Source organism: Streptomyces sp. NPDC020299 (genome assembly GCF_044387825.1).
In the GTDB taxonomy this organism is placed as follows: domain Bacteria; phylum Actinomycetota; class Actinomycetes; order Streptomycetales; family Streptomycetaceae; genus Streptomyces.
The window spans coordinates 130,482-153,989 of sequence record NZ_JBIRWL010000010.1 but is presented as its reverse complement, the minus strand read 5'-3'; the positions used below and the strand labels follow the sequence as shown (position 1 = coordinate 153,989).

General features: G+C 71.0%; 16 protein-coding genes. 6 read left to right on the top strand and 10 right to left on the bottom strand.

Features of this window, described 5'->3' with window-relative positions:
- Positions 1 to 40 precede the first annotated feature (40 nt).
- The 4 genes from ACH45E_RS25345 to ACH45E_RS25330 form a co-directional block, all read right to left on the bottom strand.
- Positions 41 to 5,563, bottom strand: a complete 5,523-nt coding sequence (locus tag ACH45E_RS25345) for a class I SAM-dependent DNA methyltransferase (protein ID WP_361439740.1) — start codon at positions 5,561 to 5,563, stop codon at positions 41 to 43.
- Position 5,564: 1 nt separating this feature from the next.
- Positions 5,565 to 8,594, bottom strand: coding sequence for an SNF2-related protein (locus tag ACH45E_RS25340; RefSeq protein WP_361439737.1), 3,030 nt, complete (start codon positions 8,592 to 8,594; stop codon positions 5,565 to 5,567).
- Between the two features lie 105 nt (positions 8,595 to 8,699).
- Entirely contained in the window at positions 8,700 to 9,899 is a 1,200-nt protein-coding gene (locus tag ACH45E_RS25335) for a serine/threonine-protein kinase (protein WP_361439734.1), read from the bottom strand.
- Positions 9,900 to 10,113: 214 nt separating this feature from the next.
- The gene (locus ACH45E_RS25330; RefSeq protein WP_361439731.1) at positions 10,114 to 10,704 is read right to left on the bottom strand and encodes a TetR/AcrR family transcriptional regulator; all 591 of its coding nucleotides are present in this window, start codon (positions 10,702 to 10,704) and stop codon (positions 10,114 to 10,116) included.
- Between the two features lie 203 nt (positions 10,705 to 10,907).
- On the opposite strand from ACH45E_RS25330, the gene ACH45E_RS25325 reads away from it, so the two are divergent.
- A complete protein-coding gene (locus tag ACH45E_RS25325; protein ID WP_361439728.1) occupies positions 10,908 to 12,260 on the top strand; it encodes a GAF domain-containing SpoIIE family protein phosphatase in 1,353 nt (450 codons plus the stop codon).
- Between the two features lie 94 nt (positions 12,261 to 12,354).
- Complete coding sequence (locus tag ACH45E_RS25320; RefSeq protein ID WP_361439725.1) at positions 12,355 to 13,398, top strand: MASE1 domain-containing protein; 1,044 nt, start codon at positions 12,355 to 12,357, stop codon at positions 13,396 to 13,398.
- Between the two features lie 22 nt (positions 13,399 to 13,420).
- Here ACH45E_RS25320 and ACH45E_RS25315 read toward each other — a convergent pair whose 3' ends face one another.
- Positions 13,421 to 13,879: a DUF6299 family protein gene (locus ACH45E_RS25315; RefSeq protein WP_361439722.1), complete on the bottom strand. Its 459-nt coding sequence runs from the start codon at positions 13,877 to 13,879 to the stop codon at positions 13,421 to 13,423.
- A 242-nt stretch (positions 13,880 to 14,121) separates the two neighbouring features.
- On the opposite strand from ACH45E_RS25315, the gene ACH45E_RS25310 reads away from it, so the two are divergent.
- A complete protein-coding gene (locus ACH45E_RS25310) occupies positions 14,122 to 14,310 on the top strand; it encodes a DUF5999 family protein (protein ID WP_361439719.1) in 189 nt (62 codons plus the stop codon).
- Between the two features lie 34 nt (positions 14,311 to 14,344).
- Here the strand turns inward: ACH45E_RS25310 and ACH45E_RS25305 are convergent, their stop codons facing one another.
- Entirely contained in the window at positions 14,345 to 14,743 is a 399-nt protein-coding gene (locus ACH45E_RS25305; RefSeq protein ID WP_361439716.1) for a RidA family protein, read from the bottom strand.
- Complete coding sequence (locus ACH45E_RS25300) at positions 14,740 to 15,867, bottom strand: acyl-CoA dehydrogenase family protein (RefSeq protein ID WP_361439713.1); 1,128 nt, start codon at positions 15,865 to 15,867, stop codon at positions 14,740 to 14,742. Before ACH45E_RS25300 ends, ACH45E_RS25305 begins: the two co-directional genes overlap by 4 nt.
- A gap of 99 nt (positions 15,868 to 15,966) precedes the next feature.
- On the opposite strand from ACH45E_RS25300, the gene ACH45E_RS25295 reads away from it, so the two are divergent.
- Complete coding sequence (locus ACH45E_RS25295) at positions 15,967 to 17,643, top strand: AMP-binding protein (protein ID WP_361440248.1); 1,677 nt, start codon at positions 15,967 to 15,969, stop codon at positions 17,641 to 17,643.
- A 15-nt stretch (positions 17,644 to 17,658) separates the two neighbouring features.
- The gene (locus tag ACH45E_RS25290) at positions 17,659 to 18,471 is read left to right on the top strand and encodes a PaaX family transcriptional regulator C-terminal domain-containing protein (RefSeq protein ID WP_361439710.1); all 813 of its coding nucleotides are present in this window, start codon (positions 17,659 to 17,661) and stop codon (positions 18,469 to 18,471) included.
- Positions 18,472 to 18,506: 35 nt separating this feature from the next.
- Here ACH45E_RS25290 and ACH45E_RS25285 read toward each other — a convergent pair whose 3' ends face one another.
- Both ACH45E_RS25285 and ACH45E_RS25280 read right to left on the bottom strand, forming a co-directional pair.
- Positions 18,507 to 20,774, bottom strand: a complete 2,268-nt coding sequence (locus ACH45E_RS25285) for a bifunctional salicylyl-CoA 5-hydroxylase/oxidoreductase (protein WP_361439707.1) — start codon at positions 20,772 to 20,774, stop codon at positions 18,507 to 18,509.
- A gap of 1 nt (position 20,775) precedes the next feature.
- Positions 20,776 to 21,603, bottom strand: a complete 828-nt coding sequence (locus tag ACH45E_RS25280; RefSeq protein WP_361439704.1) for an enoyl-CoA hydratase family protein — start codon at positions 21,601 to 21,603, stop codon at positions 20,776 to 20,778.
- Between the two features lie 338 nt (positions 21,604 to 21,941).
- Here ACH45E_RS25280 and ACH45E_RS25275 point away from each other — a divergent pair, with 338 nt between their 5' ends.
- Positions 21,942 to 22,394, top strand: a complete 453-nt coding sequence (locus ACH45E_RS25275) for an ATP-binding protein (RefSeq protein WP_361439701.1) — start codon at positions 21,942 to 21,944, stop codon at positions 22,392 to 22,394.
- Between the two features lie 26 nt (positions 22,395 to 22,420).
- Here the strand turns inward: ACH45E_RS25275 and argF are convergent, their stop codons facing one another.
- Positions 22,421 to 23,428, bottom strand: a complete 1,008-nt coding sequence (gene argF / locus ACH45E_RS25270; protein WP_361439698.1) for an ornithine carbamoyltransferase — start codon at positions 23,426 to 23,428, stop codon at positions 22,421 to 22,423.
- Between the last annotated feature and the right edge of the window lie 80 nt (positions 23,429 to 23,508).

Below are 23,508 nucleotides of genomic sequence, written 5' to 3'. Positions count from 1 at the left end.
CTCAAACAGTCGCCGCATTTAGCTTTATGGACCCGTCTACTCAAGGTTTCCCTCGTAGAGCTACGGAATACTCTTTCAGTCGACTTGCGAAGAATGCGTGCGCGGCGCGCAGCTCACACTCCCTTTCCGCCTTATAAAACGGAGCTGTATACCCTTCCGGAGGGCAGGGCACTTCACCCGACTCATAGGCCACCACTTCCGCATAGTCTTGCTTTGTCTGGCCAAACCCAAAAGCGTGGTGGCTACGTGCAACCCTGCGCCCCGAGGAGTCGAACCAGATCTCTTGTTCATAGTCGGCGAGAATAGGGAAGCGGGATCGATAAATCGCTACCAACTGATCGGCCGTCATTCCAAGCCACACCGCCACTAGTGCATCCATCTCAACAAGGGCCGCGCGACGCGCAAATTCCGTGCGGAGTGGGGTGTTTTGCTGCCAGGACGGCTCTAGGTGCGCCGCAAGGGGTGGGATATTAGGCCACGCTACCGCCCACTGCTCAGCCTTAAGCCAAGCTTCATCAAACAATTCTTCCCACACGGAGGCGTACGCTTCTGTTAGACAGTTAAGGCGCAGGGTGCGCAGCAAGAGAGGTCCGGCCAGCGGGTGGCTAGGATCTGCAAACGGCATCTTTTTCGCCTCCGCTACTTGCAGGTCCGAGCGCCCGGTAATGCGCAGCAAATAGTCCAGCGGCAAGACAGCCCAGAAACCAGCATTAAGTGAAGTAAGTAGGTTGTTCGCTAGGGCCATTGATTCGATGGTGTGCACATGAGCCGGTCCTGGCGGAATCAGGGCAGCGAACAAACTCCTCTCTGTATCGAAAGGGATCATTCTCCGCCACGCCAACCGATAGAACTCTGTATATGGACGGAGAAGCCACAGGCGACGCCGCAATAGATCTCTCTGCTCGACCTCAGGGAGCCCCAGTTCTTCATCGCTCAGGACACTGGAACGGCTATCCCAGTCTCCAGGGGAAGGGGTCCATTGCAAATTCAAGCGTTCGTGATCCAGCCACCGATCCTGAACACCCTTGAACTTCTCACGTTCGCAATCACGCACGTAGTTCGTGCGCGGGATCTCGACTTCCGCAAGTGCCGGGAGATTCCAGCCCGACCAATCACGATTGGTCTTACAGATTCGATTCGGTTGCTTATTGAAGATTGACGCGGCTACGCCGAGATGCGGCCCCTGCAAGATTACCTCGTCGAGCGATTCTGGCCTAGTGGTGGCCCATCGATAGAGGCCCAGCTTCTTTGTGGCCAGGTTCTCGAACATACCGATGCTAATCCTGGGGTCGTGAGCACCCAATCGATCTTCGACTTTGGCGAGCACCGTGATAGCCCCCTGCTCATCCGTCGTCACCGGGTAGAGCAGCGCTGCCTGGCTAGCGGGGATCGTTATATCGCCCGAGAGTCGGTGCCACTGCGCGAGCAATGCCGAATCCACCTCAATCAGACGCGCCCGATGCGGACGTAGCTCCCATTGACCGGCCGACTTAATGCCTGGCACCTCACCTTGGCCATCGTGCGTAAATGAGTCTCGCAAAGTCGATGGATCGAAAAGCCAGCTAAGATGCGTAAATTTGATCGACCCTGCCTCGCCATAGATATGAACACCGAACTCTGTGTTCGCGTGAATCTCCGAGAATACGCCTCGCCGATTCGAGAAATGTCCGTGTACCCGGAGGTGCCGGTAGGCGGCTTCACGCAGTCGACCTTCTTTCACGCCGCCAAAGTGCGTGTCTGGGTGTACCAACCCTGCCGTTCCGCATACACCAAAGTGGCGCCAAACTTGGCACATAAAGGCTCGATAGAGATCTGGTCTCGTGCCTGAGATGAGCGTGTATGTCGTCGGGTCACTGAGGAATTGGGCCATTCCGACGGTCGCAGCGAGTTCGCCGAAATACGACCTGTGTTGCCCGGCATCTGCCAGCACAGCGTCCTTGTGCTCTCGCCAACGATCGGCCGACGGCTTCTCGCTCAGCTTGAACCAAGGATCAAACTCAGCCAACACCCTGGCCTCATCCCAGTCCGGCCGCACCCAAGGCGGATTCCCCACCTGTAGGTCGAACCCACCCCCCGGCCCCCGGAACACATGCGCGAAGTGCAGCTCCCAATGGAAGAAGCCGTGCCCGTCCTCCGCCTTTATGTCCTTCTCCGTCGTGCCGGCGATGTCCTCGACCGTGCTCAGCCAGGGAAAACGGAACGGCAGGCGGCTGGGTGCGTCCATGCCGAGGATGCCGTCGAGGCGTACCTCGATGTCCGACAGGAACTCCAGTGCCCTGTCCACCGGCATGTCCTCAATGCCTTCGAGTGGCGATCCCTCCGGGTCCCTGGTGCCGAGCAGGGCCTCCAGGAAGTCCAGCCAGTCCCCCATGTTCTGCAAGGGGATGCACGGCCGGCGCGGGTCGGTGATCTGGGCTTCGCGGCCCGCCGTACCACGCTTGCGGCGGGTCTCCAGACCGGCTTCCTCATCCACCGAGCCCAACTCGCTCTGCTCGCCGTCCGGATCGTCGAATAGCCCCGCCGCGCTCCACAGTTGGTCACCGGGAGCGGGGCTGACCGGCTCCACCGGCTCCGCCACCGCGGGCCCCCCACCCAGCAGCCCCACCACCGACGACTCATCAACGAGCGCGCCGCCCGTCCCGTACACCGGATCAGAACCGTCAAGCTCCCCGACCTTGTCCAGCGGCCAGAACCACAGCGCGCACCACGCGTCCATCACGGTCTTCAGCCGCCAGTACGGCGTGCCCTGGCGGGTCAGGTCGTCGAGGACCTTCTGCTTGTCCTCCGCCTCGGAGGACTGCTCCAGCCAGTCCGCGCCCCAGACGTCGACGCGGCGGGACACCGCCCGCTCGGAGAGTTCGAGGCGGGTGGCGACCAGCGACCACAGGAACTCGGCGCGGCGGGCCACTCCCTGGAGCCGGCCCAGCTCGGTCTTCTCCGCCGCCCTGCGCCACCGGTCGTAGCGCTTCTGCCGGGCCTCGGCGGTCTCCTCGCCGCGCTCCTGGAACGGCTTCGGCCCCTTGGGCGCCTTCTGCACGCCCTTGCGCCACGCGCCGAGCGCCTTCGCCTCGTCCTCCGCGAGCTTTTTCGCCTCGGTCTCCCCGGCGACCGCGCCCCAGCCGATGGCGGGCAGCAGGAACTGGTGCACCGCGCCCTCGGGGAGCGGGCCGTCGCGGAACGGCAGGTCGGTCGGCGGGAGGGTGTTCTTCTTGGCCAGCCACCCGCCATCCGTCAGGACGTCCGCCTTGTAGACCTTGCGGCCCGCGCCGATGAGGGAGTTGCCGCGCCGCAGGTGCAGGCCGAACCAGGGGGCCCGCATGCCCGGGTGCATGGAGTTGAGCCACAGGGAGACCTCGGCCAGCTCCACCGCCGTGGCGTTGAGGTCGACGCCGTAGGCGTTGTGCAGGGCGATGTACGCCTTGGCCTTCTGGAGCTCGATCTGCCGCAGCTCGGGGTCCACCCGGCGGCCCAGCTCGCGCTCGCGCCGCCGCAGGTACTCGGCGGCGACCTGGTCGATGGCCTCGTTGAGGAACGCGCCCGAGCCGAGGGCCGGTTCGCAGATCTTCCACTCCAGCAGTTCCTTGGCCGGGGTGACGGTGCCGTGCTGGTCCAGCCGGTGCTTGAGGGCCAGTTCGACCGTGACCTCGGTGAGGGACTTCGGGGTGTAGTAGGAGGCGGAGGTCTGGCGGTCGCGGCCGGCCAGGCGGTAGACGAACGTGCCCTTGGGGTGGACCATCCGCTCCCTGCGGCCGGTCTCCTCGTTCGTGCGGGTGACGAAGACGCCGTCCTCGTAGTGCTGGGCCCGCGAGGCGGGGATCGTCCAGCTTCCGCCCGAGGGGTCGCCGCCCTTGGCGACCTCGTACAGGTCCTCCTCGGCGATGGAGCCGGTGTAGGACATCAGGCCCTCGTACACCGCACCCAGCTGGTTGATGCCGAGCTGGGCGTAGGAGATGAACCCGCCGCGCTCCCGGCCCCGGCCCTGGGTGAGCATCAGGCGGCGCAGCACCTTGTGCAGGGTTTCGTTGCGCAGCCGGGTGTCCAGGAACGGACGGCGCTTGTCGCCCTCGTCGCCCCGGTACAGCGGGTTCTCGATCTGGTCGTCCGAGATGAGGCGGACGGCCTCCTTCGTGAACAGCTCCGAGCGCAGCGCCTCGAAGCGCAGGCCCGCGCTGGTGCTGCGGGCGGCGGCGCGGCGGGCGCGGTCGGCCTCGCGGACGCGTTCGGTGTGCTCGGCGCGGGTGATCGTGCCGGCGGCGAGGAGTTCGTCGGCCTCCCGCTCCGCCTCGGCGGCCTCGCGGGCCGCGGCCTCGGCGGCCAGGTCCTCGGGCTCGGTGCCGTAGCGGCGGTGGCCGTGCTCGACCTTGTCGAAGAGCAGCTCCAGCGACTCGTACAGGTGGAAGCCGCGCCGGGAGGGCTCGCCGACCAGGTCGCGCAGGACGAGGTCGCCGAGGCGCTGGAGGCCGTAGCCCTGCTCGTACTCAGGGTAGTCGGAGGGCAGGATGCCGAGGGCGGGGCTGGCCTCCGCGTACAGCAGGAACAGGATCCGGTACAGGTAGCGCAGCGCCTCGCGGCTGAGCTCCTTGGCCAGGCGGGCCGGGTCGTCGAGGTCGGCCGGGGTGACGTTGTTCTCCGGGTCGCGCAGGCGCTTCAGGACCGCGTTGGCGATCCATTCGACGCTCAGGCGCAGGCCCTCGCGCAGTTCGGTGGAGACGCCGACGGCGTGTTTGCCGGACCTGTCGAGGTAGCCGGCGAGCGGCGCGGTGCCGCCCTCGGCGGGGACGCGCAGCGAGTCGGCGCCGAACAGGGCGGCCAGGGTGTCGAGTTCGCCACCATGGCGGTCGTCGCGGCGGTTGAGGGCCGCGTCGAGGTCGGCGGCCAGGTAGCGGCCCTCTGGCCAGGCGAGGCGGTCGGCGAGGACGACGACGCCGCCGACCAGCAGCAGGACGTAGCGCGGGGGTGCGTCGCAGGCGAAGAGGAAGTCGGTGAGGGCCTTGGCGTCCTCCAGGGCCGCCGAGGCCTCCAGGTCCACGGGGTGGAGCAGACGGCCCGCGTCGTCCGGGTCGAGCGCGGCGTCCGGGTCAGTGGTCCAGCCGCAGGAGACGGCGTACAGGCCGGGTTCGGCGTGCAGGACCTGGAGGGTGTACGCGTGGTCGGCGCGGTGGACGGTGACGGTCTGCTCGTGGGCGTCGGCGTAGCCGAGGGCGTGCAGGGTGTCCAGGTGGCTCTCGGTGAACCGCTTGCGCCAGCCCTCGGGTTCGGGCGCGCCGGGTTCGGCGAGCGCCGTCGCGTCCGCCGCGAGGGCGGCGCGGCCCGCGAAGTAGGGGCCGTGCAGCGCGCGCAGCCCCTCGCGGGGGGTGCGGGCGCGCGGGGGGACGGAGTCGGGGCCAAGGCCCTGACTCTTGGCCTCGGCGACGGCGTCGGCGTGCCGGCGGCGTTCCCGCTCCTCGAAGGCGGCCCAGCGAGCGAGGAGACCGTCCTTGGCCTTGAGGTCCTTGGGGAGGACTTCGGCGAGGTAGTGGGCCGAGAGGTAGTCGCCGTGGTTGACCAGCGAGTCGTACGTCACGTCAGTTCTCCGCCTGGGCGTCGGACGGGTGGGCATCGGATGCGAAGGACCCGCCCGAGGAGTCGTCGTCCTCGGCGCCGGGGGCGTCCGGGTCGCCGGGGCGGTCGAGGACGGCCAGGACCCGCAGCAGCGGGCGGCCGGTGGTGTTCAGCTGGTCCAGCAGTCGGGCCAGTTCGTCGGCGGTCTCCTCGACAAGGCGTTCGCGGCGGCCGGTGACGCCGGGCAGCAGGGAGTCGGCGCGCCACTGGGCCACGTGCTCGCGGTAGCCGGCCAGGGGCTCGCTGATCTGTTCCTCCCACTCGGCCCTGCCCGCGTCGAGGTGGGCGCGGGCGGCGGCGACGGCGGCCGGGACGAGGGCCTGGAGCCGGTCCAGGTCGCCCGGCCCGCCGGTGCGGGCGAGCCTCGGGCCGACCTTCGCGTCGCGCAGCGCGTCCGCCATGGGGCGCACCTCGGGCGTGCCCGTGCCGTCGGCGCCGAGCCCGGTCACGGCCATCCAGCGGACCACGGTGGGGCGGCCGAGGGCGTTGGAGTGGATGCCCTGGACGAGGAACACCGGCCCGTCGACGTGCGGCGTGGTGATGACCGGGGCCTCCTGCCGGCCGAACTCCACGAGCACCTTGTCAGTCAGCCACTCCACCACCGGGTGGATGTCGGTGAGGAAGGAGACCTCCGGCCACATGGTGGTGGAGCTGTCCCTGGCCTCGGTGAGCTTGCGCTGCGCGAGGGTGCGGTCGAAGGTGACCAGCATCCGCTCGGCGACGCGTTGCTCCCTCAGGTAGGACGGCGGCAGGGCCTTGAGGCGGTGGAGCAGGTCGGGGGCCTTGGCCGGGGACAGCGAGAACCATGCGCCGCCCTTGGCGTCGGCGCCAGACGACAGACCGATCAGGTCGGCGGCGCGCTCCTCGTAGACCTCGTCGAGGGCGGTGGAGACGAAGGCGGCCGTGTCGCCCTCGAAGAGGGAGATCAGCTCGGCGCGGGCGGGCAGCTCCTGCTCGGTGATCGTGTCCACCTGGCCGAACAGGTCGGCGAGGGCGCTGTCGTCCTCGGGGTCGGGCTGGAGGAAGTCCTCGACCGTGCCGCCCCGGACGAGTTCCCGGATGAGCCGGCGCTCCTCCTCCTCGGCCCGGTAGAAACCGGACACCGCCTCGGCCGTGCCGTCCAGCTTGTGCGCCTCCTCCTCGCGGCGGAGCAGCTTCTCGGCGACCGTGCGGTCGTCCTTGGCGCCGGGGGCGGACGAGGTCAGGATTAGCGCCCGGAACTGGGGCTCGTACTTCTGCCCGTACCGGTCGATACGGCCGTTGCGCTGCTCGATACGGATCAGCGACCACGGGATGTCGTAGTGGATCAGGTGGTGGCACCGGCGGTGCAGGTTGACGCCCTCGGAGGCGACGTCACCGGTGAACAGCAGCCGGACCGGGGTGTCGGCCAGGCCGAATGCCTCCAGGACCTTGCCCTGTTCGTCGTCGCTGAGGCCGCCGTGCATGACGGTGACGGCCTTCGTCGTGCCGTCGGCCGCGACCGGGAAGCCCAGACGGGCGGGGACGACCTGAGCCAGCCAGGTGAGCGTGCGGACGCGTTCGGAGAAGACCACGGCCCGGGTGGTGGACTTCGGGCCGACGCCGATCTCCTTCAACTGCTCGACGAGCGCGTCGAGTTTGGCGGAGTCGCCGGGGGCGGTGCCGTCGCCCATGCCGGCGACGATCTCCCGCAGCCGGGCGAGGGCGGCCTGCTCGGGGGCGATGGCCGGGTCGGGCCGCAGTCCCTTCTCCTCGGCCTTGCGGACCCGCTCGCCGAGGGCGGCGATGCGGTTGGCGACCGTCTCACCGAGGGCGACGTGGGAGGAGAGGAACGTCTTGAGCAGGTTGTAGGCGAAGACCGGCTCGGTGGCGACCGAGACGGGGTCCTCTCCGGCCGTGCCGAACTCCGTGCTCTTCGGCGCGGTGGGGATCCAGTGTTCGGCCAGCTCGGCGAAGACCCGCTCCTCCGCCTCGGTGGCGGCGCAGTGCAGGGAGACCGTGGGAGCGCGGTCGGGCCACTCGGTGCCCATCTCCTCGCGGACCTCATGGCTGATCTTGGTCCGTCGGATGTAGAGGTGGCCGAGGTCCTCGGCCGGGTCGTAGTGGTCGCGGTCGGCGATGGCCGCCGGGTCGAGCAGCGAGATCAGGTCGGCGAAGGACCGCTTGTCGCCGTTGTGCGGGGTGGCGCTGGCGAGCAGCAGGGCGTCCGTGCGCGGGGCGAGGATCTCGGCGAGGGCACGGCGCTGACTGCCCGGGTTGATCAGGTTGTGCGACTCGTCGATGACGACGGCGTCCCAGCGGATGCGCTCCAGGTGGTGCCGGTACTGGCCGATGTTCTTGAGCGTGTCCACGGAGATGATCACGCGCTTGTAGTGCGTGAACGGGTTCCGGCCCGCCGGGATCTCCCGCTGGATGCGCTGGATGCCGAGGGAGTCCAGTCGCACGAGGGGGATCGAGAAACGGGTCCACAGCTCGTGCTGGAACTGCTCCAGGATGCTCTGCGGGGTCACGACCAGGATGCGCTCGCCACGGCCGCGGCGGATCAGCTCGGCAAGGGTCAGGCCGATCTCCAAGGTCTTGCCGAGCCCGACGACGTCGGCGATCAGCACCCGCGGGCGCAGGTTGCGCATGGACAGGGCCAGCTCGGCGGGGCGCTGCTGGTAGACGAGCGGGTCCAGCAGGAAGCGGTCGGCGAGGGCGAGACCCCGCTCCGACTGGGGCAGCGGCGTCTTGCGCAGGACGGCTTCGAGGAACAGGCGGCTGCGCCGGAAGTACGAGGAGGTGTCGGGGACCAGCAGGGTCTTCTCCGGGTCGAGCAACTCCACCTTGTCGATCCCGGAGAAGAAGACGGCCTCCTCGTCCCGGACGAACTCCGAGACGCCGACGGCTTCGATGCGCTCCCCGTCGTAGTCGGTCGTGGTGGTGTTGCGGACCAGCCACTCCTCGTCCCGGACGAGGATCTGTGCCCCCGGCGGGAACCGGGTCCCGTCCTCCGTCGCCCCCTGGTCGGTCACCTGCGGCCCCTTAGGTCTTCCCGTTGGTCGTGCGGTCCTGCGACCGCAAGTCTGTCACGGCGGCGGAGGGGACCGTACAGGCTTCCGCGAGCGGAGCCGGGCAGCTCAGAAGCGTGCCTGGCGGGCGTACGCGGCACGGATCCGCTCGGCGATCCGCAAGGGCGCCGTGGGACGGACGCCGGCGGCCCTGCCGCTTCGGGGCTCCCTGTCCTGCCCGGGGACGGTCTCCCGCGGGGCGGAGGGGTCGGCGTTCGCGGATTCCCCGCCGGGTTCCTCGTCGATGTCGGCGGGCTGCCCCGCCCCGGCCGGTACTGACGCTCCCGCCTGCTCGTCGTCCTCAACCGCCGCCGGGTCGACGGCGGTGGGCGTGTAAGCGGGGGCGTCGGCGCCCGGTGCGGGCCCGGGGGTCGGCGCCGGGAGCTGGGGCACGACGATCTCGGGCGTGAGGCCGGTGAGGCGGTACTTGGCCTGGAGGGCGGTCAGGCCTTGGTCGTGGATGACCCGTACAAGGCGCTCGATGACCTCGGGCAGAGCCGGCCGGGCGTCGGGGTCCGGCGCGAGCATGTCCGTGATCAGGGGGCCGAGCTCCGTGGGGAGGTCCGTCAGGTCGGGAGGAGTCGCCGGGTCCTCGATCTTCAGGGCGACGGCCTGCCAGGAGGGTCCCTCGTACGGGTAATGTCCGGTCGCGGCGAACAGCAGCACCGCGCCCAGCGCGTAGACGTCCGCACACCGCTCCAGTTGGTGCTCGCCCCGGGCCTGCTCCGGCGGCATGCACAGCACGCTGCCGACGACGAAGCCGGTCGCCGTCAGGGTGGTGCGGCGCTCGGCGAGCGCGGCGAGACCGAAGTCGATCACCTTGGGGCCGTACCGGGACAGCAGGATGTTCTGCGGCTTGAGGTCACGGTGGAGCAGCCCCGCGTCGTGCACCGTGCCGAGCCCCTCCGCCAGCAGCGCGCCGAGGCTGGCGGTCTCGGCGAGCGGGAGGGGGCCGTGCTCGGTGACGAAGGTGCGCAAGTCCGGTCCGGGGACGTACTCCACGGCGAGCCAGGGCCGGTCGGCGTCCGCGTCGGCGCCGACGAACGCCGCGACGAACGGCCCGTACACCGTGCGCAGGCTCTCCACCTCGGACAGGAAGCGCGCGCGGGTGTCCTCGTCGAGGACGGAGGGCTTGATGACCTTCACGGCGGCCTGGTGGCCGGCCGCGGACTCACCGAGGAACACCTGCCCCATACCGCCGGCCCCGATCCGGCACACGAGCGAGAAGCCCCCGATCTCTCGCGGGTCCTCTTCCCTCAGTGGTTCCACGGTGCCAAGCCTCCCCCTACGGGGCCTGCAACCGCTGCTCTGGAATGCGGACCGGCCCACAATGCAGTCAGTCTATGCATGGCTGCGCTCTGCGTTCGCCGCTGGTGCGGACGTCTGAAACCCTTGTCGCGTGACCATCCCCCTCAGGGGCCCTCGGACCAAAGGCTCAGCTCCCCACTTTGGCAAACATCCGAGGCTCCCGGCGAAGGTGCCGTCAGCCCGTCCGGCCCAGCCCCGCGACGAGGAGGGCGACCAGTCGGCGCGCGTCGTAGCGGGGGTCGGTGTCCGCGCCGATGCAGAGGTTCCCCACGCCGCGCATCAGCTCGAAGGCCGTCACCTCGGAGTGGATCTCGCCGGAGGCGGTCGCGGCTTCGAGCAGGTGGGTGCAGACGGGCACGAGGCGGTCGAGGAAGTAGGCGTGCAGTGTGTCGAAACCGGGGTCGCCGGACTGGAGTACGGCGGCGAGGCCGTGCTTGGTGACCAGGAAGTCGACGAAGAGGTCGATCCACTGGCCCAGCGCGGCGTACGGGGTCGCGGCGGTGGCCAGCAGGGCGGGGCCGGCCTCGGCGCAGGCCTCGACCTGGTGCCGGTAGACGGCGATGATGAGGTCCGCCCGGGTCGGGAAGTGGCGGTAGATCGTGCCCGTGCCGACGCCGGCCTCGGCGGCGATGTCGCGTACCGGCGCGTCCACGCCCGAGGTGACGAAGACCGCGGCGGCCGCGTCGAGCAGCGTCTTCTCGTTGCGGCGGGCGTCCGCCCGCTTGGACCGGGCCGCCCGCCCCGCGCCCTCGTCGCTGTCGTTCACCGCACCGCTCCCTTCGCCGCCGCGCTCGCCGTGGAACGTGGAACAGTGTCCCCCGGGCACATTTCGGAACAGAGTTCCGTTTTTGCCCATGATGCCAGAGACCCGGCGGCCACCCAAACGGCGGAGCACCCCGCCCTCTTGCGACCGAACCGCCCCCTTTGTACGCGTATGCCATCCTGTTTTCCAGTGAGGAGGCCGGACCGATGGCAGGAATCGGGGAAGGGGGAGGGGGAGGAAAAGGGGAACAGGCCAGGCAGACTCGGCTTCCCGACCTGCACCTGCGTCTGCGCGCCGAGTTGGGCCGGATCGACGAGCAGTTGCGCGCCCTGCTGAACGCCATGGACCGGCTGCAGGGCCTGCTGGACGCGGTGGTCGCCATCAGCCGGGAGGTGGAACTGCCCGCGGTGCTGCACCGCATCGTCACCACCGCCATGGAACTGGTCGGCGCCCGCTACGGGGCTCTGGGCGTACTCGACGAGTCCGGAGACCGCTTGAAGCAGTTCATCTCCGCCGGTCTGTCCGAGCAGGAGCACGCCGCTCTCGCCGAGACCGCCTTCCCGCGCGGCCTGGGAGTCCTCGGGCACCTGATCCACCACCCCGAGCCCCTGCGGATCGAGAACATCCGGGCCCATCCGTCGTCCGCCGGGTTCCCGCCTGACCACCCGCTCCTGCGCACCCTGCTCGGCGTCGCCATCACCGTCCGCGGCGAGATCTACGGCGACCTCTACCTCTCCGAACGGCGTGACGGACAGCCCTTCGACGCCCACGACGAGACCGTCGTGGTCGCCCTGGCCGGGGCCGCCGGCATCGCGATCGAGAACGTCCGCCTGTTCGAACAGGTGCGGGTCGGAGCCGAGCAGTTCCAGCGGCTCCTGCTGCCGACACTGCCCGACCTGCGGCCTTTCACCGCCGCCGCCATCTACCGTCCCGCCGCCGAGCCCAGCAGGCTCGGCGGAGACTGGTACGACGCCATTCCGCTGCCCGGCGGCGTCGTGGCGGTCGTCATCGGTGACGTGGTCGGTCACGATCTGAAGGCCGCGGCCGCCATGGCCTCCATCCGCAACATGCTGCGCGCTCTGCTGTTCGAACGCGGCGGTCCGCCCGGGGCCATCCTCGCCCAGCTCGACCGCACGGTGCAGACCATCACGAACCATCCCGTCACCACCACGACCCTGGCGCGCATGGAACCGGCCGGAGCGGGCTGGCGCCTCCACTGGAGCAGCGCGGGCCACGTCCCCCCGCTGCTGATCGTCCCCGGGGGGCGGGTGGAATACCTGTTCGCCGAGCCCGGGCTGCCGCTCGGGGTCGACGCCGAACAGCCCCGCCCTGACCACTCCCGCTTCGTGCCCCCGGGCGCCACCGTGGTCTTCTTCACGGACGGGCTGATCGAACATCCCCAGCGGCCCATCGACGAGAGCCTCGACGAGCTCACCGGCCTCGCCACCCGATACGCGGCTCTTCCGTTGCAGGAGTTCGTCCGGGCACTGGCCGATCACCACCCCAGCGACGGTCACGACGACATGGCCGTACTGGCCCTGCGCGCCCCGCCCGCCTGACGGCTCCACGTCGCTCTGGAGGATGAGGTGGATCCGGCGGATGATGGATTCCGGGGCGGTGTCGATACGGAGATGTCGATACGGAGGTCGCCCGATGACTGGCGCACAGCGTGAAGGACTCCGGCGCGCTGGTGTGGCCACCCTGGACATCTGCGTCGTCGCCGCGCTGTACTACGGCTCTGCCGAGCTGGGTCTGATCCAGCAGCTGGTGCGCGGCCAGGTCACCCCGCTGTGGCCGCCGACCGGTATCGCCCTGGCGAGCCTGCTCGTGCGCGGCCTTCGGGTCTGGCCCGGCATCGCGCTCGGCGCGCTCCTGGCGAACGTCTCCCTCGGGCCGTCGATCTGGGCCGTGCTCGCGATCGTGGCGGGAAACACCCTCGCGCCCGTCTGTTCCTACGCGCTGCTGCGCCGTGCCGGGTTCCGTCTCGAACTGGACCGGTTGCGGGACGCCCTCGCACTGATCTTCCTCGGCGCGTTCGCCGGGATGCTGGTCAGTGCGACCACGGGCAGCGTGACCCTGGCCCTCTCCGGTGCGCTGAGCACGCACAAGTTCTGGCCGACGTGGTCGGTCTGGTGGACCGGGGACGCGATGGGCGTCCTGCTGGTGACGCCGGTCCTGCTCGTCCTCCTCGCGTCCCGCCGGCCGAAGGGAGTCCCACTCTCCCGTTGGGTGGAGGCGCTGCTGCTCGTCGCGGCCACCGTCTGCGTCGGATTCCTCGAGACAAGCGGCACGCCCCTGCTGTTCCTCGGCTTCCCGCTGCTGATCTGGGCGGCCTTCCGCTTCCAGCTGGCCGGGGCCGCGCCCTGCGCCCTGGTCGTGTCGACCTTCGCGATCGTCGCCGCCGCCCGGGGGGCGGGCCCGTTCGCCGCCAACGGCCTGCTCACCAACATGATCACCCTGCAGGCGTTCAACGGCTCCTCGGCGCTGACCGCCCTGGTCCTCGCGGCGGCCGTCAGCGAGCGCAACGAGTCCCAGAGGGAGATCGCGCGCGCCTGCGGGCAACTCGCCGAGATGGTGGCCAAGGTCGCCACGGGCGGCCACCTCGCGATGCTCCCCGACGGTGTCGGCCACGGGGAGGGAGCCGGTCACCAGGACGGGGACGAGGAGCACGGCGGACGGACCGGAAGACCGCGGTGATCACGGTGATCACGGTGCACAGTCAGTGCTGGACCAGCGTCACGTCCCGCTGCCGGACGGCGTGGAAGTACGGCAGCGGGAGGGCGCCGTGGAGGCGCAGTTCCAGGACGGTGGCCTCGACGTGGGCCACGCCGGCCCGGACCGTGTCCCCCAGGATCCGGCCGGAGTTCTTCCAGCGGTGATCGGCGCCGTCGCAGCGGGCGACGGTCCCGCCGATGCCGTGCGGGACGGGCAGGGGGCTCTGGCTGACGGACGAGCTGACGAAGACCGGACCCCTGCCGGCCGTGCAGCGGTAGGTGCCGGAGAGGGTGACGGTGCCGTCGGCGGCGACGCGGCCCGTCGGGTCGACCGTGACGGTCTCGTACGGGCCGGCGGCCGCGGGGGCGACGGCCGCGGCGAACAGCTGCGCCGGGGCGGCGGCCGCGGTGAGCAGCAGCACGGCGGCGCCGGCGGCCGCGCCGAGGACAGGGCGTACGGGCATGGGCTGACTCCCGGATCGTGCGGTGGGGCCTCCACTCGTACCGGCACCGGGTGGGCCCGGGCGTGACCGTCACCCCATCGGTGGCGCGTCACGACCGTCGTGGAACGGTCCCGGAGTCGTCCGCGTGGTGACACACTTCGCGGCGGGCCGTTCCGGTCCGTCCCCGGAGGGCGCATGGTCTGTCGTACCGGGCGGCGGATGTGCCGCCCCGGCACCCGTTCCGTCCGATGCGGAGGTGCGCCATGTGTTCCCACCAGTGCCCGTCCCACGACAACAGCGCCCCTCATGTGGTGGCCGCACACCCCGAGCAGGGCTGGAGTCTGCTGTGCGACGGGAAGATCGTCTTCGACGACACCGGTGAGCTGCTGCCCGACGGCCGGATCGTCGCGCCCCACCGGGAGCCGGCCGAGCGGCTCACCATGGCGGCCTGACCTGCTCCGTCCCCACGGTCACGGCAGCACGGCGTCACGGCAGCACGGCGAACCCGTCGAGTTCCACCGTCGCCCGCTCGTCCCACAGCCGTACGACCTCCACGACGGCCATCGCGGGATAGTCGCGGCCGGCCAGCCTCCGCCAGACGCGTCCCAGTTCGGGCGCGTGACGGCGGTACCCGGCGACGTCGGTGGTGTAGACGGTGACGCGGGCGAGGCGGTCGGGGGTGCCGCCGGCCGTGCGCAGGGCGGTGAGCAGGTTGCCGAGGGCCTGCTCGAACTGTTCGAGGAGGGTGTCTCCGACGACCTTGCCGTCGGGGTCGAGCGCGGTCTGGCCCGCGAGGAAGACGATCCGGCCGCCGGTGGCGACGACCGCGTGGGAGAAGCCGGTGGGCGGGGACAGCTCGGGCGGGTTGACACGCTCGACGGTCATCGGTCCTCCACGTGGGCGTACAGCTCCTTGGCGATGATCCCGCGCTGCACCTCGCTGGCGCCCTCGTAGACGCGTGGGGCGCGCACCTCGCGGTAGAGGTGTTCGAGGAGGTGGCCGCGGCGCAGGGCGCGGGCGCCGTGCAGCTGGACGGCCGCGTCGACGACGTACTGCGCGGTCTCGGTGGCGAGCAGCTTCGCCATCGCCGAGCGCTTGGGGACGTCCGGGGCGCCGGCGTCGTACGCCGTCGCCGCCGCGTACACCATCAGGCGTGCCGCGTCCGTGCGCAGCGCCATCTCCGCCACCCGGTGGGCGACGGCCTGGAGGTCGCTCAGCCTGCCGCCGAAGGCCTCGCGGCGGGCGGTGTGGGCGAGGGTGGCGTCCAGGGCCGCCTGTGCCATGCCGACCGCGAAGGCGCCCACGCTGGGCCGGAAGAGGTTGAGGGTGCCCATGGCCACCCGGAAGCCGCGGTCCGGCTCGCCGAGGACGTCGTCCGCGGTGACGGGCACGGCGTCGAAGTCCAGGCTGCCGATGGGGTGCGGGGAGAGCATCTCCAGCGCGGCGCCGGTCAGTCCGGGGCGGTCGGCGGGCACCAGGAAGGCGGTCACGCCGCGGGCGCCCGCTTCGGGGGTGGTGCGCGCGAACACGGTGTAGAGGTCGGCCTCGGGTGCGTTGGAGATCCAGCACTTCTCGCCGGTGAGCCGCCGGCGCCCGGGGCCGTCGGGTTCCGCCGTGAGGGACAGTGCCGCCGCGTCCGAGCCGGCGCCCGGCTCGCTCAGGGCGAACGCCGCCACCGCGCTGCCCTCGGCCACCCGGGGCAGCCAGTGCTCCCGCTGGGCCGGGGTGCCGTGCGCGTGGACGGGGTGGGCGCCCAGGCCCTGGAGGGCGAGGGCGGTCTCGGCCTCGGTGCAGACCTGGGCGAGCGACTCGCGCATCAGGCACAGGTCGAGCGCACCGGAGGTGAAGAGGCGGGCCAGCAGGCCGAGGCGGCCGAGTTCGGCGACGAGCGGGCGGTTGACGCGGCCCGGCTCGCCCTTCTCCGCGAGCGGGCGCAACCGTTCGGCGGCCAGTGTGCGCAGTTCGGCACACCAGGCCGTCTGCTCCGGTTCGAGCGAGAATGCGGGCATTCGCCGGTCTCCTCTCCCGTGCCTCTCCTCGGGCCCCTCTTCGGGTCCCTCTTCGTGTCTCTCCTCGCCTCTCCCCCCGACGGTATCGCGTCAGGTTGACTGTCGTCACCAACGCGATACGCTCGCTTGCGCGAGCCCACCGTCAAGGCCTGTCCGGCAAGGGGGCGAACCGCCATGCATGTCTCGGCCCACGTCGACACCTTCGCGCGCGACCACCTCCCGCCGCCCGGCGAATGGCCCGAGCTGCGCTTCGACCTGCCGGAGCTGCGTTACCCCGATCGGCTGAACTGCGCGGCCGAGCTGCTGGACCACGCCGACCCCGGCCGCCCGGTGTTCCACACCCTCGCGGGCCCGTCCTGGACGTACGGCGACCTCCGCGCCCGCGTCGACCACGTGGCCCACGTCCTCACCCGCGACCTCGGGGTGGTCCCGGGCAACCGCGTCCTGCTGCGCGGCCCGACCACGCCGTGGCTCGCCGCCTGCTGGCTGGCGGTGCTGAAGGCGGGCGCGGTCGCGGTCACCGTGCTGGCCCAGCAGCGGCCGCACGAGCTGGCGACGATGTGCGAGATCGCCGAGGTGGGGCACGCCCTGTGCGACATCCGGGCCGTGGACGACCTGGCGAAGGCCGAGATACCGGGCCTGCGGATCACGACGTACGGCGGGGACGCGCCGGACGACCTCCTGAACCGTGCGACGCCCGGGACGCCGTACCGGGCCGTGGACACCGCCTGCGACGACGTGGCGCTGATCGCGTTCACCTCCGGCACCACCGGTCGCCCCAAGGGATGCATGCACTTCCACCGGGACGTGCTCGCGATCGCCGACACCTTCTCCAGACATGTGCTCGCACCCCGGGCGGACGACGTCTTCACCGGCAGTCCCCCGCTGGGCTTCACCTTCGGCCTCGGCGGGCTGGTCGTCTTCCCGATGCGGGCCGGGGCCAGCGCCCTGCTCCTCGAACAGGCCGGCCCCCGGCAGCTGCTGCCCGCGATCGCCGGGCACCGCGTGTCGGTGCTGTTCACCGCGCCGACCGCGTACCGGGCGATGCTCCACGAACTCGATGAGCCGGCCGGCCACGACCTGTCGTCCCTGCGGCGCTGTGTCTCCGCCGGCGAGAACCTGCCCGCGGCCACCTGGCGGGCCTGGCACGAGCGCACCGGCCTGCGCGTCATCAACGGCATCGGCGCCACCGAGCTGCTGCACATCTTCGTGTCGGCCGCCGACGAGCACATCCGGCCCGGGACGACCGGCCTGCCGGTACCGGGCTGGCAGGCGCGGGTGCAGGACGGGCACGGCGACCCCGTGCCGGACGGCGAGCCCGGTCTGCTGGCGGTACGCGGACCGATCGGCTGCCGCTATCTCGCCGACCCGCGGCAACGGGAGTACGTGCGCGACGGCTGGAACCTCACCGGTGACACGTATGTCCGGGACGGCGATGGATACTTCCGCTATGTGGCCCGCGCCGACGACATGATCATCTCCGCCGGATACAACATCGCCGGCCCGGAGGTGGAGGACGCGCTGCTGCGTCACCCGGACGTGGTGGAGGCGGCGGTCGTCGGGCGGCCGGACGAGGCGCGCGGCCAGCTCGTGGTGGCGTACGCCGTGGTGCGGGAGGGCGCGGCGCGGGACGCGGAGGCGCTGGGTGCCTTCGTCAGATCCGAACTGGCGCCGTACAAGTGCCCGCGCGAGTTCGTCTTCCTGGACGCGCTGCCGCGCACCGCCACCGGCAAGCTCCAGCGTTTCCGGCTGCGCACCAAAGGTGACCAGCAGTGATACCGAAGACCTAAAATGATCAACGTGTCCGAGCAGCACGCCCCCCGGTCCCTCATCGTCACCCTCTACGGCGCGTACGGCCGCTTCATGCCCGGCCCGGTGCCCGTCGCCGAGCTGATCAGACTGCTGGCCGCGGTCGGCGTCGACGCGCCCTCCGTGCGCTCGTCTGTGTCGCGTCTGAAACGGCGCGGACTGCTGCTGCCGGCCCGCACCGCCGGGGGCGCGGCCGGGTACGCGCTCTCACCCGAGGCCGTGCAGCTGCTGGACGACGGCGACCGGCGCATCTACGCCACCGCGGCCCCGCGGGACGAGGGCTGGGTGCTCGCGGTGTTCTCGGTGCCGGAGTCGGAGCGGCAGAAGCGGCACGTGCTGCGCTCCCGGCTGGCCGGCCTGGGCTTCGGCACGGCGGCCCCCGGGGTGTGGATCGCACCGGCCCGGCTGCACGAGGAGACCCGGCACACCCTCCAGCGCCTCGGGCTCGATCCGTACGTCGACTTCTTCCGCGGCGACCACCTGGGCTTCGCGCCCACCGTCGAGGCGGTCGCCCGCTGGTGGGACCTGGCGGCGATCGCCAAGGCGCACGAGGTGTTCCTCGATGTGCACGCGCCCGTGCTGCACGCCTGGGAGCGGCGCTCGGACACCCCGCCGGAGGATGCCTACCGCGACTACCTCCTCGCCCTCGACTCCTGGCGCCACCTGCCCTACACCGACCCCGGCCTGCCCGCCCGGCTGCTGCCCGCCGACTGGCCGGGGGCGCGCTCCGCGGCGGTGTTCCAGGGTCTGCACGAGCGGCTGAGGGACGCGGGAGCGGTCTTCGCCGGAGTGTGACCCTCGCGGCACACTCACCGCGGGCATGGCGGAGGTCAGCTTCCCAGGGTGAGGCGGGGCTTGGGGGCGTCCGTGCGGCCGGTCTGCGGGCGCCGGCTGCCCGCCTGGTAGGGGGCGGGCCAGACCACGCCCGGGCCCTCGTAGCCCTGCTCGGCCGCCGCGTGCAGCGTCCAGTGCGGGTCGTACAGGTGCGGGCGGGCCAGCGCGCACAGGTCCGTACGGCCCGCCAGGATCAGGGAGTTGACGTCGTCCCAGGAGGAGATCGCGCCGACCGCGATCACCGGGACGCCCGCCGAGTTCCGGATGCGGTCCGCGAACGGTGTCTGGTACGAGCGCCCGTACTCCGGCAGTTCCTCGGCGACCACCTGCCCGGTCGAGACGTCGATCGCGTCGGCGCCGTGCGCGGCGAAGGCGCGGGCGATCTCGACGGCGTCCTCGGCGGTGTTGCCGCCCTCGGCCCAGTCGGTGGCGGAGATCCGCACGGTCATGGGCTTCTCCCCCGGCCACACCGCGCGTACCGCGTCGAAGACCTCCAGCGGGAAGCGGAGCCGCCTGGCCGGCGAGCCGCCGTAGGCGTCCGTGCGCCGGTTGGTCAGCGGGGAGAGGAAGCCGGAGAGCAGATAGCCGTGCGCGCAGTGCAGTTCGAGCAGGTCGAAGCCGGCGCGGGCGGCCCGCCCGGCGGCGGCCGCGAACTGTTCGCGGATATCGGTCAGTTGCGCGCGGGAGAGCTGGCGCGGAGTCTGGCTGCCCGCTTTGTACGGCAGTGGGGAGGCGGCCGCGACCGGCCAGTTGCCGTCGGGCAGCGGTTCGTCGATCCCCTCCCACATCAGCCGGGTCGAGCCCTTGCGGCCGGAGTGGCCGAGCTGCACGCCGATCGCGGTGCCCGGGGCCTGCGCGTGCACGAAGTCGGTGATCCGCCGCCAGGCCTCGGCCTGTCTGCCGGTGTACAGGCCGGTGCAGCCGGGGGTGATCCTGCCCTCCTCGCTGACGCACACCATCTCGGTCATCACCAGCCCGGCTCCGCCGAGGGCCCGGGAGCCGAGGTGGACGAGGTGGAAGTCACCGGGGACGCCGTCCTTCGCCGAGTACATGTCCATGGGTGAGACGACCACCCGGTTGCGCAGGGTCAGGCCGCGCAGCCGGAACGGGGTGAACATCGGGGGCGTGCCGGGCGGGCAGCCGAACTCGTCCTCCACGGCCCCGGTGAAGCGGGCGTCGCGCAGCCGGAGGTTGTCGTGGGTGACCCGGCGGCTGCGGGTGAGCAGGTTGAAGGCGAACTGGCGGGGCGGCTGGCCGAGGTACAGCCGGAGGTTCTCGAACCATTCGAGGCTGGCGCGGGCGGCGCGCTGGGTCGAGGCGACGACGGGCCTGCGCTCCGCCTCGTACGCGGTCAGCGCCTCGGCCAGGGTGGGCTGTTCCGTCAGGCAGGCGGCGAGCGCGAGGGCGTCCTCGACGGCGAGCTTGGTGCCGGAGCCGATGGAGAAGTGGGCGGTGTGGGCGGCGTCGCCGAGGAGGACGACGTTGCCGCAGGACCAGCGGTCGTTGACGACCGTGCGGAAGGTGGTCCAGGCGGAGTTGTTGGAGCGCAGCGGGCGGCCGCCGAGCGCGTCGGCGAAGAGCTTGGCGCAGCGCTCGACGGACTGCTGCTCGTCCATCTCCTCGAAACCGGCGGCCCGCCACACCTCCTCGCGCATCTCGACGATCACGGTGGAGGCGTCGGCCGCATAGGGGTAGCCGTGCAGCTGCATCACGCCGTGCTCGGTCTCGGCGATCTCGAAGCGGAAGGCGTCGAACGCGAAGTCGGCGGCGAGCCAGATGTAACGGCAGCGGTGTGTGGCCACATGGGGCCGGAACACATGGGCGTAGGCCTCGCGGGTGCTGCTGTGCACACCGTCGGCGGCGATGACGAGGTCGTACGCCTCGGAGAGCCAGGCCGGGTAGGGAGCCTCGCTGCGAAAGCGCAGCTCCACGCCGAGGTCACGGCACCGCTGGTGCAGGATCTCCAGGAGGCGCTTCCTGCCGAGGGCGGCGAAGCCGTGTCCTGAGGAGGTCTGGCGGGTGTCGCGGTGGACGATGTCGATGTCGTCCCAGCGGACGAAGTCCCTCTGGAGGGCCTCGTAGACCACCGGGTCGGCGTGTTCTATGCCGCCGAGGGTCTCGTCGGAGAGGACCACGCCGAAGCCGAAGGTGTCGTCGGGGGCGTTGCGTTCCCAGAGGGTGATGTCGCGGGTGGGGTCGAGGCGTTTGAGCAACGCGGCGGCGTACAGGCCGCCGGGGCCACCACCGATCACGGCGACCTTCATGTCACCTCCCACGCCATTTCGGGGGGCGTTTCTCGGTGAACGCCGCGTGGAACTCCGCGTAGTCCTCGCCGTTCATCAGCAGCGCCTGCGTGGCGGCGTCCAGCTCGACCGCTGCCGCGAGGGGCATGTCCAGTTCGGCCGTGAGCAGGGCCTTCGTCTGGGCGTGTGCCAGCGCCGGGCCGTCGGCGAGGCGGCGGGCGAGGGCCTGTGCGGCCTCGTCGGCGCGGCCCTCGTCGGTCAGCTGGCTGATCAGGCCGATCCGCTCGGCCTCGGGGGCCCGCACGGGCTCGCCCAGCATCAGCAGGCGGGTGGCGTGTCCGAGGCCGATCACCCGGGGCAGCAGATAGGCCGCACCCATGTCGCCGCCGGACAGGCCGACCCGGGTGAAGAGGAACGCGAACCGGGCGCTCGGGTCGGCCACCCGGAAGTCCGCCGCGAGGGCCAGGACCGCTCCCGCCCCCGCCGCGACCCCGTGCACGGCCGCGACCACCGGGAAGGGGCACTCCCGTACGGCCCGCACGACCTGCCCGGTCATCCGGTTGAAGTCGAGCAGCTGGGCGGTGTCCATGGCGAGGGTGGCACCGATGATCTCGTCGACGTCGCCGCCGGAGCAGAACCCGCGGCCCTCGCCGGCCAGCACCAGGGCCCGGACCGACCGTTCGCGGGACAGCTCGGCGAGCAGATCGCGCAGGTCGGCGTAGGCGCCGAAGGTGAGGGCGTTGAGCTTGTCGGGACGGGCCAGGGTGACGGTGGCTACCCCGTCCGCGAGCGCGACGCGCAGGTGCTCCCAGTGGGCGGTGCGGGCGGCGGAGCCGGTGAAGGGACTCATGACGTGCGGCCTCCCTGGGCAGCGGTGCCACGTGACTCATGCTGGCTCTACCCCACGAAGCTATCACCTATTTGTGACTGTCGTCATGAGTGCGCGACAGAGTCGGTGGGCACGACACAGACAGGGGTTGGCATGAGCCCGGTCACATCGGCCACCCGGTCACATCGGTCACAGGAAGTCGACACTCCGGTAACAGCGGGGCCCCGCGTGAGAGGCGGGGCGTTGGCCTGGGTAAGCCGCCGGGTACCGGGGCCGAAGGCTCCTGGCGGTGCCCGTCGAGGGACTCTGTAGTCGGGCCCCGTACCATGCATACGGTTGAAAGCAGGACAGCCTGCTCCATGAACGGATCCGCCTTGTACGAACGCCCCTCAGCCCCCGCCTCCTGGCGCGTCGCGCTGCCGCACACCGCCGCCGCGGTGCCCGTGGCCCGCGCGCTGGTCCGTACGGCGCTGGCCGAGCAGCAGCACGCGGCCGACTGCGACACCGCGGAGCTGCTCACGGCGGAGCTGGTGGCCAACGCGGTGGAGCACACCGCGGGCACCGGCCCGATCGAGCTGGTGGTGGAGCTCGCCGCTTCCGGCTGCCGCGTCGAGGTGCACGACCCGGACCCGGCGCCGCCCGGCCATCTCACCCGTGCCGTCATCGAGCCCCCCGACCCGTGGCAGGAGGGCGGGCGCGGTCTGCTGCTGATCCGCGCCCTCAGCTCGGCCTGCGGGCACCGGCCCACCGAGGCGGGCAAGGCGGTGTGGTTCAGACTGCCTGTGGTGCCCGCTCAGCGGCGTCCCGCGTGACCCCGAACCTGGCCTGACGCGGTGGATCAGGCCAGGGTGGCGACGAGGACCGCCTTGATGGTGTGGAGCCGGTTCTCGGCCTCGTCGAAGACGACCGAGTGCGGCGACTCGAAGACCTCGTCCGTCACCTCCAGGGAGGTCAGGCCGTAGGTCTCGTGGATCTCCCGCCCCACCTTGGTGCCGAGGTCGTGGAAGGCCGGCAGGCAGTGCAGGAACTTCACGTCCGGGTTGCCGGTGGCGCGCAGTACGTCCATGGTCACCGCGTACGGCGACAGCGCGGCGATCCGCTCGGCCCAGACCTCCTTGGGCTCGCCCATGGAGACCCAGACGTCGGTGGCCACGAAATCGGCGCCGGCGACTCCCTCGTCGACCTGCTCGGTGAGGGTGATGCGGGCCCCGCTGCCCTCGGCGAGCTTGCGGGCGTGGGCGACGACGTCCTCGGCGGGCCAGTACTCCCTGGGCGCCACGATCCGCACGTCCATGCCGAGCAGGGCGCCGGTGACCAGGTAGGAGTTGCCCATGTTGAAGCGGGCGTCACCGAGGTAGGCGAAGGCGATCCGGCCGAGCGGCCTGGCGCAGTGCTCGGTCATGGTGAGCACGTCGGCGAGCATCTGGGTGGGGTGCCAGTCGTCGGTGAGCCCGTTGTAGACGGGGACACCGGCGTACGCGGCCAGCTCCTCGACATTGGCCTGGCTGTCACCCCGGTACTCGATGGCGTCGAACATGCGGCCGAGGACGCGGGCGGTGTCCTTCACGGACTCCTTGTGCCCGATCTGCGAGCCGGACGGGTCGAGGTACGTCGTGGCGGCGCCCTGGTCGGCGGCGGCGACCTCGAAGGCGCAGCGGGTGCGCGTCGAGGTCTTCTCGAAGATCAGCGCGATGTTCCGGCCCCGCAGGTACCGCGGCTCGCTCCCCGCCTTCTTGGCGGCCTTCAGCTCGGCGGCCAGCTCGACCAGACCGCGGAACTCCTCCTCGGTGAAGTCCAGCTCCTTGAGGAAGTGGCGGCCGGCGAGGGCGGTCGGGACTGTCGCCATGGGGGCGCTCCGGGGGGACGGGAACAGGAACCCTGGAAGTCTATACGATATTCCACATTTCTATACAGCCATCCATGTCC